The organism is Pseudomonas sp. L7 (genome assembly GCF_046605565.1).
Taxonomy (GTDB): Bacteria; Pseudomonadota; Gammaproteobacteria; order Pseudomonadales; family Pseudomonadaceae; genus Aquipseudomonas; species Aquipseudomonas wayambapalatensis.
Map to the genome: position 1 here is coordinate 2194262 of NZ_CP176784.1, position 13751 is coordinate 2208012.

Annotated in this window: 16 protein-coding genes, 3 tRNA genes and 1 pseudogene; 15 read left to right on the top strand and 5 right to left on the bottom strand. The window is 61.0% G+C overall.

Annotation, left to right across the window (positions count from 1 at the left end; translation table 11 throughout):
* Window positions 1-9: 9 nt before the first annotated feature.
* Window positions 10-438, bottom strand: a complete 429-nt coding sequence (locus ACK3BK_RS10080; RefSeq protein WP_186711466.1) for a hypothetical protein — start codon at window positions 436-438, stop codon at window positions 10-12.
* 164 nt (window positions 439-602) lie between these two features.
* On the opposite strand from ACK3BK_RS10080, the gene ACK3BK_RS10085 reads away from it, so the two are divergent.
* Window positions 603-905 (top strand): hypothetical protein, encoded by a 303-nt coding sequence (locus ACK3BK_RS10085; RefSeq protein WP_063544334.1) that lies wholly within the window; start codon window positions 603-605, stop codon window positions 903-905.
* A 3-nt stretch (window positions 906-908) separates the two neighbouring features.
* On the opposite strand, the gene ACK3BK_RS10090 is transcribed toward ACK3BK_RS10085, so the two are convergent.
* Window positions 909-2159 (bottom strand): aspartate aminotransferase family protein, encoded by a 1251-nt coding sequence (locus tag ACK3BK_RS10090; protein WP_411384211.1) that lies wholly within the window; start codon window positions 2157-2159, stop codon window positions 909-911.
* A gap of 110 nt (window positions 2160-2269) precedes the next feature.
* A complete protein-coding gene (gcvA, locus tag ACK3BK_RS10095; RefSeq protein ID WP_411384212.1) occupies window positions 2270-3166 on the bottom strand; it encodes a transcriptional regulator GcvA in 897 nt (298 codons plus the stop codon).
* A gap of 289 nt (window positions 3167-3455) precedes the next feature.
* On the opposite strand from gcvA, the gene ACK3BK_RS10100 reads away from it, so the two are divergent.
* The 14 genes from ACK3BK_RS10100 (at window position 3456) to ACK3BK_RS10165 (ending at window position 12550) form a co-directional block, all read left to right on the top strand.
* Window positions 3456-4841, top strand: coding sequence for an amino acid permease (locus ACK3BK_RS10100; RefSeq protein ID WP_411384213.1), 1386 nt, complete (start codon window positions 3456-3458; stop codon window positions 4839-4841).
* A 105-nt stretch (window positions 4842-4946) separates the two neighbouring features.
* Window positions 4947-5444 (top strand): PaaI family thioesterase, encoded by a 498-nt coding sequence (locus ACK3BK_RS10105; RefSeq protein ID WP_411384214.1) that lies wholly within the window; start codon window positions 4947-4949, stop codon window positions 5442-5444.
* A 300-nt stretch (window positions 5445-5744) separates the two neighbouring features.
* Window positions 5745-6134 carry a DUF4398 domain-containing protein gene (locus ACK3BK_RS10110; RefSeq protein WP_186669758.1) on the top strand — a complete coding sequence of 130 codons (390 nt, stop codon included), beginning with the start codon at window positions 5745-5747 and terminating at the stop codon, window positions 6132-6134.
* A gap of 11 nt (window positions 6135-6145) precedes the next feature.
* The gene (locus ACK3BK_RS10115) at window positions 6146-6919 is read left to right on the top strand and encodes an OmpA family protein (protein WP_288375345.1); all 774 of its coding nucleotides are present in this window, start codon (window positions 6146-6148) and stop codon (window positions 6917-6919) included.
* 114 nt (window positions 6920-7033) lie between these two features.
* On the top strand, window positions 7034-7729 hold the full coding sequence (locus ACK3BK_RS10120; RefSeq protein WP_411384215.1) for a glutathione S-transferase N-terminal domain-containing protein: 696 nt from the start codon (window positions 7034-7036) through the stop codon (window positions 7727-7729).
* 145 nt (window positions 7730-7874) lie between these two features.
* Window positions 7875-8018, top strand: coding sequence for a hypothetical protein (locus ACK3BK_RS10125; RefSeq protein ID WP_411384463.1), 144 nt, complete (start codon window positions 7875-7877; stop codon window positions 8016-8018).
* Window positions 8019-8034: 16 nt separating this feature from the next.
* Window positions 8035-8484, top strand: coding sequence for a GNAT family N-acetyltransferase (locus tag ACK3BK_RS10130; protein ID WP_411384464.1), 450 nt, complete (start codon window positions 8035-8037; stop codon window positions 8482-8484).
* Between the two features lie 162 nt (window positions 8485-8646).
* The gene (locus ACK3BK_RS10135) at window positions 8647-9036 is read left to right on the top strand and encodes a helix-turn-helix domain-containing protein (protein WP_411384216.1); all 390 of its coding nucleotides are present in this window, start codon (window positions 8647-8649) and stop codon (window positions 9034-9036) included.
* Between the two features lie 63 nt (window positions 9037-9099).
* Window positions 9100-9738: a UvrY/SirA/GacA family response regulator transcription factor gene (gene uvrY / locus ACK3BK_RS10140; RefSeq protein ID WP_186669750.1), complete on the top strand. Its 639-nt coding sequence runs from the start codon at window positions 9100-9102 to the stop codon at window positions 9736-9738.
* 6 nt (window positions 9739-9744) lie between these two features.
* A complete protein-coding gene (gene uvrC, locus ACK3BK_RS10145; RefSeq protein ID WP_411384217.1) occupies window positions 9745-11568 on the top strand; it encodes an excinuclease ABC subunit UvrC in 1824 nt (607 codons plus the stop codon).
* A 33-nt stretch (window positions 11569-11601) separates the two neighbouring features.
* Window positions 11602-12162, top strand: a complete 561-nt coding sequence (gene pgsA, locus ACK3BK_RS10150) for a CDP-diacylglycerol--glycerol-3-phosphate 3-phosphatidyltransferase (RefSeq protein WP_288375341.1) — start codon at window positions 11602-11604, stop codon at window positions 12160-12162.
* Between the two features lie 64 nt (window positions 12163-12226).
* Window positions 12227-12302: transfer RNA gene (locus tag ACK3BK_RS10155), tRNA-Gly, on the top strand.
* A 92-nt stretch (window positions 12303-12394) separates the two neighbouring features.
* Window positions 12395-12470 (top strand) — tRNA-Glu (locus ACK3BK_RS10160).
* 4 nt (window positions 12471-12474) lie between these two features.
* Window positions 12475-12550 (top strand) — tRNA-Gly (locus tag ACK3BK_RS10165).
* A gap of 280 nt (window positions 12551-12830) precedes the next feature.
* Here the strand turns inward: ACK3BK_RS10165 and ACK3BK_RS10170 are convergent.
* On the bottom strand, window positions 12831-13505 hold the full coding sequence (locus tag ACK3BK_RS10170) for a DsbA family protein (protein WP_411384218.1): 675 nt from the start codon (window positions 13503-13505) through the stop codon (window positions 12831-12833).
* Window positions 13502-13731 (bottom strand): annotated as a pseudogene (locus ACK3BK_RS10175) (hypothetical protein); the annotation flags it as partial. The gene ACK3BK_RS10170 and the pseudogene ACK3BK_RS10175, both read right to left, overlap by 4 nt.
* Window positions 13732-13751 lie beyond the last annotated feature (20 nt).

The window sequence follows — 13751 nt, forward strand, 5'->3', positions numbered from 1 at the left end:
GCCGGGCTGTCAGTCGGCCTGGGCTTGCAGCACCCAAGTACCTTCGACCTCGCGCGCCAGGCCGCTGGCCGGGAGCAGGGCCACAAGCCGCTCATGCAGGTTCGTTTCGGTGAAGGTGCGCAGGGTGTGCAGATCGAGCTGGCCGAGCAGGGGCAGGTCGTTCTTGGTGTATGACAGCCAGGCTTTCTTCAAGGCTTGCAATACATCGCTGCCTGCGGTGTTGGCGAAGCGCCGGTGCATCGGGCGGCCATCGAACTCGAAGGTGTGGCGGTGGCTGTAGCTGCTTTCGTCGCCGTTCAGCTCGACGCAGCGATGACAGCGGCACGCGCCGTCGCCAAAGGCGTTGCGCAGGTAGGTGTTGAAGTCCACGACGGGCTTGAGGGTCAGGCGTTTGTCGACCTCGAACAGGTCGGCGATCAGGGGTTCTTCGGCGCTCACGTGGTGTCCTCGTCTGGTATGGCGTGCATCGCCCGGCACCCTAACAGATCGAGGGGGGCAGATCACCTGTTGCAGGCCATCCCGCGAAGAGGCCAGTAGAGACAACAGGGATCACCTGCCGTACTCTACGCGCCCACACGACTATCCACCCGAGGTAACCCCGCTTGAGCACCAAGTACCCCTACATCGCCACTGTGACTGTCAGCGCCGAAGACCGTGGCGGGGACGCCGAGGCCTCGGAGAACCCAGGTATGCGCATCGGTCTCGAGGCGGTGACCGAAACGCTGAAGAAGGTGCATTTCGTCGGTACGCTCGCGGCGCCTGAAAAGTCGGCCACGCACATCTGCGTCACGCTTGAGAACGGTCTGACCTATTACGGCCCGATCGTCAATGGCCACGCCGAGCTCGAAGGCGGCTGGATCGCCTTCGAGTCCGACATGCTCACCCCAGAAGAACTGGGGCTCTGAGTCTCAGTCCAGTGCGGTCAGGCACTGTTCGAGGATATCCAGCCCTTCCTCGAGCACCTCGGTTTCGATGGTCAGCGGTGCCAGCAGACGAATGATGTGGCGGGCCTTGCCACTGGGCATCAGTAGCAACCCCTTGGCTCGCGCAGTCTCCATTACCTTGGCCAGCTGCGCTGGCGCTGGGCTGCCATCGGTGTTGACGAACTCGATCCCGCGCATCGCGCCGACGCCGGTCAGGCGCCCAAGGTAGGGGCACAGGCCGCTACTTTTCCAGTGTTCGAAGCGCCTCACGATGGCGTGCTCCTGACGCTCGCCCCAGGTGGCGAGGTTCTCGTCGGTCATCTGCGCCAGGCTGGCCAGGGCCGCGGCACAGGCGATGGGATTACCTGAATAGGTGCCGCCAAGCCCGCCCTTGGGCAGGGCATCCAGCAGTTCACGTCGGCCGACCACGGCACCCAGTGGCATGCCGCCGGCGATGCTCTTGGCCAGCAACAGAAGATCCGGTTCGATGCCCAGGCGAGGGAAGGCGAAGCGCTGGCCGGTGCGTCCGAAACCGGACTGGATCTCGTCGATGATGATGAGAATGCCATGCTGGTCGCAGAAGCGGCGCAGGGCCTGGGCGAAGGTGGGGTCCAGCGCGAGGAAGCCGCCTTCGCCTTGCACCGGTTCCAGGATGAAGGCTGCCACATCCTCGACCGCGATCTCGACGGCGAACAGCCGCTCCATGGCCTTGAGCGCCTGGTCGCAGGTCACGCCGGTGTCGGCGCTGGGGTAGGGTAGGTGGTAGACCGGCCCCGGCAGCTCACCCACGCGTTGCTTGTAGGGGGCGACCTTGCCGTTGAGGTTGAGGGTGGCCAGGGTGCGGCCATGGAATCCACCGTCGAAGGCGATGACGGCCCGCTTGCCGGTGGCGCCACGGGCCACCTTCAATGCGTTCTCCGCAGCTTCGGCGCCGCTGTTGGTGAGCATGCCTGCAAGCGGGTAGCTCACCGGCACGAACGCGCTCAACTGCTCCATGACCGCAACATAGGGTGCATGGGGGGCGGCGTTGAAGGCGTAATGGGTCAGGCGGGCGGCCTGGTGCTGAATGGCCTCGACCACTGCCGGGTTGCAGTGGCCCAGGTTGAGCACGCCGATACCGCCGACGAAGTCGATATAGCGCTTGTCGTCGGTATCCCATACTTCGGCGTTGCGGCCATGGGAAAGTGTGATCGGGTGAACGATGGCGATGGACTGGCTGATACTTTCCTGATTCATGGACGCGCGGAACCTTGTTCGAATTTCTTATTATCCAAGCGCGATGAATGTGTGTTCGGCAAACGAATTATTCGATTGGGATCATTCCTTGGATTCTCGAAGTTCGACTTTTAACCCTCTTCAGCTGCCCGTTCCAGGATCCACTCCACGAAGGCCTTCACCTTGGGCACCTCGGCCGCATGCTCGGCATGGGCCATGAAGTGTCGGCCATTGCTCGCCACCGGATGATTCCACGGCACCACCAGCTTGCCTTCGCTTAGTTCCTCGGCCACCAGGTAACGCGGAATCAGGGCAATCCCGCAGCCTGCGATGGCTGCGCGGATGCACAGGTAGAAGGTGTCGAAGCGTGGGCCGTGGTAGCTGTTCTGGCTGTGCAGCCCCAGCCCAAGGAACCACTCGTGCCAGGCTTCGGGCCTCGATGCGCATTGCAGCAGACGGTGCTCGGTCAGCGACTGGGCACTGTCGAAAGCATGTGCCTGCAACAGTTGTGGTGCGCACACCGGCACCACCTCCTCGCTGAACAGCTCAAGGCAAGTGGCGCCGGGCCAGGTGCCCTGGCCAAAGAAGAACGCGATATCGACCTTGGCCTGCACGAGGTCGAATGGCTCCAGTTCGTTACGGACGTCCAGGTGGATGCGCGGATGGCGTTCGCCGAAACCCTTGAGGTGGGGCACCAGCCAGCGCGCGCCGAAGGTGGGTTGGGTGGCGATGCGCAGGACTTCGGTCTCGTCGCCGTAGCTGAGGATGTAGCGGCTGGAGATGTCGATCTGGGTGAGGATCTTGTTCACTTCGGTGAGGTACAGCGCGCCTGCCGGGGTCAGGTGCAGGCGTCGGCGAATACGCTGGAACAGCGGGTGGGACAACATGTACTCGAGCTGTGCGACCTGTTTGCTCACCGCGCTCTGGGTGAGGTGCAACTCCTGCGCCGCACGGGTAAAGCTCAGGTGGCGGGCGGCTGCCTCGAAGCATTGCAGGGCGGTGGTGGAGGGCATCAGGCGTTTGGACATGACAGGCGTTACCAGGCAGGAAAAATAAGAAATGCATTCCAAAACGGAATCATGTGTTTCTAAAAGGTCGTTTGTTGAGCCACGCCTATAGATTAATACTGACCTGGATCAACGATTACAACCCGATGGAGAGGCACGAGAAAAAACACCCCTTACTCCAACTTCCTGTCCTGTGCGCAGTGACAGCGAAAACTGCAAAACAACAAGAAACAACTGCACAGACCTACAACAAAATCTGCTCAGACTCATCGCCGCCTTTTGCGGCGGCCGACCCATCAGAGGGTTCCCCATGGCATCGTCTCAACAAAAGAAACAGCGTTCGCTGCAGCACGGCCTGACTTCGCGCCAGGTGTCCATGATTTCCATCGCTGGCATCATTGGTGCCGGCCTGTTCATCGGCTCCTCCAACGCCATCGCCACGGCAGGTCCGGCGATCCTCATTTCCTATGCCATGACCGGCCTGCTGGTGCTGCTGGTGATGCGCATGCTTGGCGAAATGGCTATCGCCAACCCCAACAGCGGTTCGTTTTCCACCTACGCCACCGAGGCCATCGGACCTTGGGCCGGTTTCACCATCGGCTGGCTGTACTGGTGGTTCTGGGTATTGATCATCCCGGTCGAGGCGATCGCTGGCGCCGACATCCTCTATGCCTATTTTCCCGATGTGCCGTCCTGGCTATTCGCCTTCCTGATCATGGTGCTGCTGTCGGGGACCAACTTGGTCAGCGTGAAGAACTTCGGCGCCTTCGAGTACTGGTTCGCGTTGATCAAGGTGGTCGCGATTCTCGCCTTCATCATCATCTGCAGCCTGGCACTGTTCGGTGTCTGGCCGTTGGCCAAGGTCTCAGGTGTCAGTCAGTTGTGGGCCAACGGAGGCTTCATGCCCAATGGCTTCGGCACGGTGCTGGGGGGCGTGCTGATCACGATCTTCTCGTTCTTCGGTGCCGAGATCGTCACCATTGCCGCCGATGAAACCGCCAACCCCAAGGAAAAGATCCGTCGCGCCACCAACCTGGTGGTGTACCGCATCGCCATCTTCTACCTGGCTTCGATCTTCCTGGTAGTGTCGCTGGTAGCTTGGAACGATCCGGGGCTCAAGGCAGTGGGCTCGTTCCAGCGCGTGCTTGAGGTGCTCAATGTGCCGGGCGCCAAGCTGGTGGTCGATCTGGTGGTGTTGGTAGCGGTGACCAGTTGCATGAACTCCGGGCTCTACACGGCCTCGCGGATGCTCTATTCGTTGGGCGCTCGCGGCGAGGCGCCGAGCATGACCCGGCGGATTTCCGGGGCTGGTGTGCCGACCGTAGCGGTGATCCTGTCGACCTTGGCGGGTTTCGCCGGCTGCTTCGTCAACTATGTGTTCCCGGGCAAGGTGTTCGGCTTCCTCTTGTCGACCACGGGGGCCATCGCCCTGCTGGTGTACCTGGTGATTGCCGTTTCGCAACTGCGCATGCGTGCGCGGGCTGAGCGTGAGGGGACGGAGCTTGCATTGAAGATGTGGTTGTTCCCATGGCTCACCTGGCTGGTGATCGGGACTATCGTGCTGGTGCTGGGGTACATGCTGTTCAGCGATGCCTATCGCTACGAAACCCTGATGACGGCCGGGGTTACGGCGGTGATCCTGCTGATTTCCGTGACACGGCGGCGAGAGAGGTCTGGTCGGGTGCAAGTCGTTTGACGCTTGCGCTCATCCTGTGTTGCCGCTGCAGGTGAGTGCACAAGGACGGGGGGAGCGCTACCATCCTCCCACCATCCTTCCCATTCCAACAAGCACAGGAAGCGTATGAACGAGAAAGCACTCTCCCTCCAGCAACTGGCGGCGCCCGAAGGCTCCTGCTATGGCTGCGGTTGTTCCCACCCCAGTGGCCTGCATATCCAGAGCCGCTGGGACAGCGACGGCGTGCACCTGCTCTGCCGGCACTCGCCTGACAGTAACTTCATCGGCTGGCCCGGATTGGTCTACGGTGGCCTGCTGGCGATGCTGGTGGACTGCCATTCCAACTGGACCGCAATGGCCTACCACTACCGGGCAGAAGGGCGCGAGCCGGGCAGCTTGCCGCGTATCGACTGTGTCACCGGCACCCTCAACCTGACTTACCTCAAGCCCACGCCCATGGGCGTTGAGCTTCTGCTCAAGGCCAGGGTCGAAGGCGAGGTCGGGCGCAAGAGCCGGGTCATCTGCGAAGTCTGGGCCGGGGATGTGCTGACCGTCAGCGCCGATTCTGTGTTCGTGCGTGTGGACACCGAAAAGCTCAAGCGGCAAGCGCACGAGCGTAGCTGAACGGTTGGGGCGGGTAGCCATCGGCTACCCGATGCAGCATGCGGTTTGTCGAAAATTCCTAGTGGTTGGTTCGGATAATTCCCATGTGGTGTTCAAGGTCTGCGGAATAGTCTTGCAATGCTTTTCCAAGAGACTGGCATAGATGTTCTACGTTTCTCACCGATTGCTCCCCTCTCGTAGCGGCTGAAACCGCCCGCATCATGAACATCGACCGTGCCCTCTGAATCCTTTCGACCATCACCGCACGAACACGGAGGGAGCCCAGTGTTCGTGTGTCGTCAACTCACGAGGAGTTGTTCAATGCCTGCCCGATTCACTATCAAGTCCCTGCCTGCCGCCGGCCTGATTCTGGCCCTGAGTGGCTGCGCCAGTTCGGTCATGCCTGGCGAGCAGATCGAGCTGACCCGAAGCGCGGTCAACCGAGCGGTCTCTGCTGACGCCACGCAGTACGCACCGGTGGAGATGCGTGCTGCCCAGGACAAACTTAACGCCATGGAGCGCGCACTGGGTGAGAAAAATGCCGCTCAGGTGAAGACACTTGCCGAGCAGGCCGAGGCCGATGCCCGTCTGGCCGAGCGCAAGGCTGCTGCACGCAAGACCAAAGCCCAGCTGGACACTGCCCGCCAAGGCATCGAGGTGCTCAAGCAGGAATTGCTCGAAGCCCCGCAAGCCACCGCTACCCCCCGCTGAGGAGAACCATCATGTCGAAATTCCATCTGCTGCCGGGTGTCTCGGTCCTCGCTCTGATGCTGGCCGGTTGTGGTACCACTCCGGAAAACCCTGGGTTGCTTGAAGCGCGTGAGGCGTATTCGGTGCTGCAGGCAAAGCCTGAGGCGAGTCGCGTTGCTGCACTGGAAACCCGTGAGGCCTATAGCGCCCTGGGACGAGCCGAGCAGGCTTCGCTCAAGAACCGCAAGAGCGCCGAGGTGACTCAGCTCGCCTATCTTGCCAACCGCAGGATCGAAACTGCCGAGCAGACCATCTTGTTGCGTCAGGCTGAAACCGGCCTGCAGGGCATCGAAGCCCAGCGCACCCAGGCGCGTCTGGATGTACGGACCGCCCAGCTCAAGGCGTTGCAGAACCTCAATGCCAAACCCAGTGACCGTGGCACGGTCATCACCTTCGGCGATGTGCTGTTCGATACAGGACGTGCCGAACTGCGTGGCGGCAGCCATCGTAACATCCAGCAACTCGCGCATTACCTGGAACAGAACCCAGAGCGCAAGGTACTGATCGAAGGCTTCACCGACTCGACTGGCAGCGATGCGCTCAACCAGCGATTGTCCGAGCAGCGTGCGGCGGCGGTGGCCAATGCCCTGCGTCGTCAGGGCGTGGCCGGTGATCGCATGGTCACTGCCGGCTACGGCAAGGAGTATCCGGTAGCAAGCAATGCCGATGCACAGTCGCGCCAGCTCAACCGGCGCGTCGAAGTGGTCATCTCCAACGGTGCCCAGCCCGTACTGCCACGCTATTGATCGTACGAGAGGGGGCGCACCCGTGCGGGTGCGTCACCCTCGATACCGAAAAGGCCATGGTCAAACATTGACGTTGGTTCTAGAGTGATGGTCCCCTCGCATTCGGAATCGACCATGACCGATCTGTCCGCATTTCCCATCACGCAGAAGTGGCCGGCGCAGCACCCCGAGCGCTTGCAACTCTATTCTCTGGCCACACCCAATGGCGTCAAGGTCTCGATCATGCTCGAAGAGATCGGCCTGCCCTACGAGGTGCACAAGGTCAGCTTCGAGACCAACGATCAGTTGACCCCCGAGTTCATCTCGCTCAGCGCCAACAACAAGATTCCTGCGATTCTCGATCCTGCCGGTCCGGATGGACGGGCGTTGCCGCTGTTCGAGTCGGGGGCGATTCTCCAGTACCTGGCAGAAAAGACCGGCAAGTTGCTCAGTCAGGACCCCGCCCAGCGCTATCAGACCTTGCAGTGGTTGATGTTCCAGATGGGCGGCGTCGGGCCCATGTTTGGCCAGGTGGGGTTCTTCCATTTCTTCGCTGGCAAGGATTACGAGGACAAGCGTCCGCGTGATCGTTACGTCAACGAATCCAAGCGCCTGCTCGGGGTGCTCGATCGTCACCTGAAGGGCCGTGAGTGGATGGTCGATGAGTACAGTATCGCCGATATCGCCATCTTCCCCTGGGTGCGCAATCTGGTGGACCGCTACAACGCCCGTGATCTGGTGGGCTTTGACCAGTTCAAGGATGTGCAGCGAGTGTTGGCAAAATTCCTGGAACGTCCTGCTGTGCAGCGTGGGCTGAAAATTCCGGGATGACCTGATCGAGGCCGCCTGCGCGGCCTCTTTTTTGTCTCCGGCAAGGGGCTGCGGGTCAGCGGCGTGGTGTCGGTCGAGTGGCTGTCGCGTGACCTTGGTCAATGTAGATCGTAGGTTGAAGGTGAAAATAGCGCCGGAGAATTCGATGATATGTTGCAAACGCGTGTATCAATCGGCTTCGCCTGAGTACGGCCAGCGCGTGCTGGCCGATCGCTTCTGGCCACGCAAACTGTGCAAGGCGGGACCGGGCAGTTCGCCGACGTGTCATGCCCATGAATTTGCCGGATAGCGATGCAATGACCCCAATGTCACGTGAACTCGTTCCGGCCACTGCTGACTCTCGGACCTTCGCCCGCGATCTGACGCGCCGTGCCATGCTCCCGTATTACCGCGAGTTCGACCTGTTGTGGATCGAAGAGGCTTTTGACGAAGCCTGGGGCTGGCGCGAGCAGTGGCTGGTGAAGGAGGGCGAGCAGGTGCTGGGCTTCTGCAGCCTCAGCCAGGACCGTCAGGCCTTGTTCATTCGCGAACTGCACCTGCTGCCCGAGCACCGCGGGCACGGCATCGGGGGGTGGGTACTGGAGCAGTTGGCCGAATGGGCAGCGCGACGTCGTTTGCCGCTGCTGCGCCTGATGGTGTTTCGCAGTAACCCGGCCAGGCGACTCTATGCACGTTCGGGCTTTGTCGAAATGGGGGAGGACGACTGCTTCGTTCGCATGCAGCGCAATGTCATGGTCGCGGGTGCGAGGTCTTGATTCAGCATCATACGGGTTTTGTAGGTACAGGTTTAGACAAGTGGCGTAATGGTAGCTTGTATTGGTTGGATCCAATGTGCATAGTGCCAACTGGATTCGTGGCTATTCGCCCGGGTGCCGGACGCGCCCAAGTGTATTTGATCGAGGGAGGAAGGGAGTCGAATGAAAGGATTCGGTCTGCGTTTGAGGGAAGAGCGCGAACGTTTGGGATTGACCCAGCGAGTGTTCGGCGACATAGGCGGGGTCGAGCCCAACGCCCAGGGCAAATACGAAAGCGGCGAACGCACGCCACGCATCGATTATCTGGCTGCGCTCGCAGCCAAGGGCGTCGATGCCCTTTACGTACTCAGCGGCTTGCGCACGCCAGCGCCATTGGAAAGCCTCAGTGGCGACGAGAGCCGACTGCTGGGGATCTTGCGACGACTGACTTCAGCCGATCGGGCGGCGATCTGGCACCTGGTCGGGCGTCTGGCTGCAGACCACGAAAGCCACGAAAATAATCGCCTGCGAAGGGGGGACCGGCAGCCATATGTCAATGACGCTTTGCGCTAGGTTCGCGATGAAATTTTTTGTTAAGGTGGCCGGATCCAATCGCCCCCATGACGAGGTGTCTGCTTGATTAGGGTACTTGTGGTCGATGATCACGATCTGGTGCGTACCGGCATCACGCGCATGCTGGCCGATATCGATGGTCTGCAAGTGGTCGGCGAGGCGGATTCGGGCGAGGCCGCTCTGAAGCTTGCCCGTGAGCTGAAACCGGACGTGGTCCTCATGGACGTCAAGATGCCCGGAATCGGTGGTTTGGAAGCCACGCGCAAATTGCTTCGCAGCCACCCGGACACCAAAGTGGTGGCCGTCACCGTGTGCGAGGAAGACCCGTTCCCCACGCGCTTGCTGCAGGCAGGCGCGGCGGGATACCTGACCAAGGGCGCGGGGCTCGACGAAATGGTCCAGGCCATCCGCCTGGCCTTCGCGGGGCAGCGCTATATCAGCCCGCAGATCGCCCAGCAGCTGGCACTCAAATCGTTCCAGCCTCAGGGGTCACCGTTCGATACGCTGTCGGAGCGGGAAATCCAGATTGCCCTGATGATTGTCGGCTGCCAGAAAGTGCAGATCATCTCTGACAAGTTGTGTCTGTCCCCCAAGACCGTCAATACTTACCGTTATCGGATCTTCGAAAAACTCTCGGTCACCAGCGACGTCGAATTGACATTGCTGGCCGTTCGCCACGGTATGGTTGACGCAAGCCTGTAATCCCCCATGTCCCAACTCTTTGATGCCAGCGCGTTCCTGGCGACCTGTAGCGGTCGCCCGGGCGTGTACCGGATGTTCGATGCCGAGTCCCGGCTGCTTTACGTGGGCAAGGCCAAGAACCTCAAGAAGCGTCTGGCCAGCTATTTCCGCAAGACTGGCTTGGCGCCGAAGACGGCTGCCCTGGTGGGGCGCATCGCTCAGGTCGAAACCACCATCACCGCCAACGAGACCGAGGCGCTGCTGCTCGAGCAGACGCTGATCAAGGAGTGGCGTCCGCCCTACAACATTTTGTTGCGCGACGACAAATCCTACCCATACGTCTTTCTTTCCGACGGCGATTTCCCACGCTTGGGCATCCATCGTGGTGCGAAAAGAGCCAAGGGGCGCTACTTCGGCCCTTATCCAAGCGCCGGGGCTATACGTGAAAGCCTGAGCCTGCTGCAGAAAGCGTTCTCGGTACGTCAGTGCGAGGACAGTTACTACGCCAACCGCACCCGTCCGTGCCTGCAATATCAGATCAAGCGCTGCAAGGGGCCGTGCGTCGGCCTGGTCGCACCCGAGGAGTATGCCGAAGACGTACGCCATTCTGTGATGTTCCTCGAGGGGCGTAGCCAGCAACTGGGCAACGAGCTCAACGCCGAGATGGAACAGGCTGCCATGGCGCTGAATTTCGAGAAGGCCGCCGAGCTGCGCGACCAGATCGCCTTGTTGCGTCGGGTTCAGGACCAGCAGTACATGGAAGGGGGATCTGGCGACGTCGATGTGGTCGCTGCCTTCGTCAACCCGGGCGGTGCCTGTGTGCACCTGATCAGCGTACGCGGCGGGCGGGTGCTGGGGAGCAAGAACTTCTTCCCGCAGGTGGGTATCGAGGAGGAGGTGGCCGAAGTCATGGCGGCCTTCCTCTCCCAGTACTATCTGGGCAACGCCGAGCGAGAGCTGCCGGGGGAGCTGATCGTCAATGTGGTCCACGAGGACTTCCAGGCCATCACTGAAGCGGTACAGACCTTGCGCGGTCGCGACCTCGCCATCAGCCATAGAGTCCGAGGGACTCGGGCGCGCTGGCAGCAACTGGCAGTGACCAACGCCGAGCAGGCGCTCAGTGCGCGTCTGGCCAACCGCCAGCACATGGCCGCGCGTTTCGAAGCCTTGGCTCAGGTGCTCAACCTGCCGGAAGTACCGCAGCGCCTGGAGTGCTACGACATCAGCCACTCCAGCGGCGAGGCTACCGTGGCCTCATGCGTGGTGTTCGGCCCGGAAGGCCCGCTCAAGTCCGACTATCGTCGCTTCAACATCGAAGGCGTGACTGCCGGTGACGATTATGCAGCCATGCACCAGGCCCTGACCCGTCGTTTCGGGCGAATCAAGGACGGCGAGGGCAAGTTGCCCGATGTGCTTTTGGTCGACGGCGGCAAGGGGCAGTTGAACATGGCGCGTGAAGTCATGCAGGAGCTGGCGCTGAGTGACCTCACCTTGCTCGGGGTGGCCAAGGGAGTGACCCGCAAGGCCGGGTTCGAGACGTTGTATCTCAACGATGTCGCCCACGAATTCACCCTCAAGGGCGACTCACTGGCACTGCACCTGATTCAGCAGATTCGCGATGAAGCGCACCGTTTTGCCATCACTGGTCACCGCGCACGTCGCGGCAAGGCCCGCCGCACGTCAAGTCTGGAAGACGTCGCAGGGGTCGGACCGAAGCGCCGCCGCGACCTGCTGAAACATTTCGGCGGCTTGCAGGAGCTCAACCGCGCCAGTGTCGACGAGATTGCCAAGGCGCCTGGCATCAGTAAAAAGCTTGCCGAGTCGATTTATGCGAGCCTGCATAGCGAGTAGAATGCCGGGTTCAACTCGCAGCCAGTCGTACCGATGAATATTCCAAACCTGCTCACCGTTCTACGCGTCCTGCTCATCCCGATCTTCATTCTGCTGTTCTACGTGCCTTATCACTGGAGTTACGTAGCCGCCAGCAGCGTGTTCGCCATCGCCGCCGCGACTGACTGGCTCGATGGCTATCTGGCCCGTCGTCTTCAACAAAGCACGCCGTTCGGGGCGTTCCTGGATCCTGTCGCCGACAAACTGATGGTTGCCGTGGCGCTGGTACTGTTGGTGCAGGTGCACGCCAACTTCTGGCTGACGCTGCCCGCCGCAGTGATCATCGGACGTGAGATCGTGGTATCGGCATTGCGCGAGTGGATGGCCGAGCTGGGGGCGAGGGCGCATGTGGCGGTGTCGAACCTGGGCAAGTGGAAGACCGCAGCGCAGATGCTGGCGCTGGTCATTCTGCTGGGCAATCCGCCGGTGCTGACGTTCTGGGTCGCACTGGGTTATGCGCTGTTGCTGGTGGCCGCAGGGCTGACCTTGGTGTCGATGGTGCATTACCTGCTGGCGGCCTGGCCGCACCTGCGCGAAGGCTCCGAGCAGAAGTAAAACTTTTTTTGAATCAAGGGGTTGACCTTCCCTGGCAGTTCGCTAGAATGGCACCCATCACGACGCGGGAATAGCTCAGTTGGTAGAGCACGACCTTGCCAAGGTCGGGGTCGCGAGTTCGAGTCTCGTTTCCCGCTCCAGTTTTCACGGTATTGCTTTAGGCAGTGCTGGGAAATAAATCCAGTGTAAGCCGCGAGGCTTTATCGCTGGTGCGCTGAAAAGCGTTGGGTATGTCCCCTTCGTCTAGTGGCCTAGGACACCGCCCTTTCACGGCGGTAACAGGGGTTCGAGTCCCCTAGGGGACGCCATATTGCGGGAATAGCTCAGTTGGTAGAGCACGACCTTGCCAAGGTCGGGGTCGCGAGTTCGAGTCTCGTTTCCCGCTCCAAATATCGATCTACAGAGTTCCATGGAAGTCTGTAAGTCCTTGAAAATAGACGCTTCGGCGTCTTTTTTCGTTCCAGCCAAAACCACTTCGATCTATGGGCATCCGGACGTTTTAGTCCAGAAGTGAGTCCATGAGATCCGGGCTTCCACTGTCGCGGTTTATCGATCTACACCATCAAGCGCCACGATCTATTCGACGTGCTGGCCAGGATCGAGCGGCGACGCGCCTATACCGTTGTACCTGGTTCAGGCAGCTGTACTGCAACTGCGACGAACGTGGGCTACCTGGGCATGTCGCTGACGGTGTCAGCAGGCATTTCGGTGTTTGGGCTGTCGGGCGGGACCAGCAGGTCGATCGCCGAGAGCAGTGCGTCGGGCTCGACGGTACCGCGCAGGGTCAGTTCCCGCTGACTGTGATTGTCGATCAGGCGCAGGGCAGGGGTGACATTCAACCCGTAGCGCTGTGAATCTCTTTTATGCGCTTGCACCACCTGAGCTATTTCTTGGCCCGCAATACAGTTTCGCAGACTAGCGGAGCTTTTGGGGGGCTTCGTGCCGCTGGGCAGCCCAAGGCTATTGCCCTGAGTATGCAGGAACACCCACATCACCTCGCCCCAGAACGCTTCGCGCTCTTGCAGTTGGCCCACGCACTCGGCCAGCGCGGCCTCGCGGCTGGCGGCAGGCTCGTGTTGGGGGAGCGGCAGGTGATGCCAAGCCAGGTTGACGTGATCGTTGGTGACGACCCACCGCTGCAATTGCGGCAGGTATACCTGGCAATGAGGGCATTCCAGGTCGGCGTAGAGCGCCACGGTAAACCGGGCCTCGGGATTGCCGTAGATCCAGGGTGGGCCGTCGGGTTTGTCGATCATCTGTGCGCGAAACGGCTGCCACAGCAGTACGACAAGGACGATCAGGGCACACCAGCTCAGTGCCCATTGGGTGTTGGTCTTGCTCATCCGTTTGAGCATGGTGCCTCTCCTGGCAGGTCGAAGTGCAGAGGGGCGGTGCCACGGGCCAGGTCGATCTCTGGGCCATGCGTACCGCCGCGTCCAGTTCACTGAGCCCGTGTTGCTGCATCAGGGTATGACGTGTGGCTTTCTCCTCAGGTTCCGTCATCGTCAGGGTGAGATACAGGCTCGGTGGAGCGGCGCCGAACAGCAGCTCCATCGACTTGTGCTGAATCCCCCTTCGCAGGGCCGATT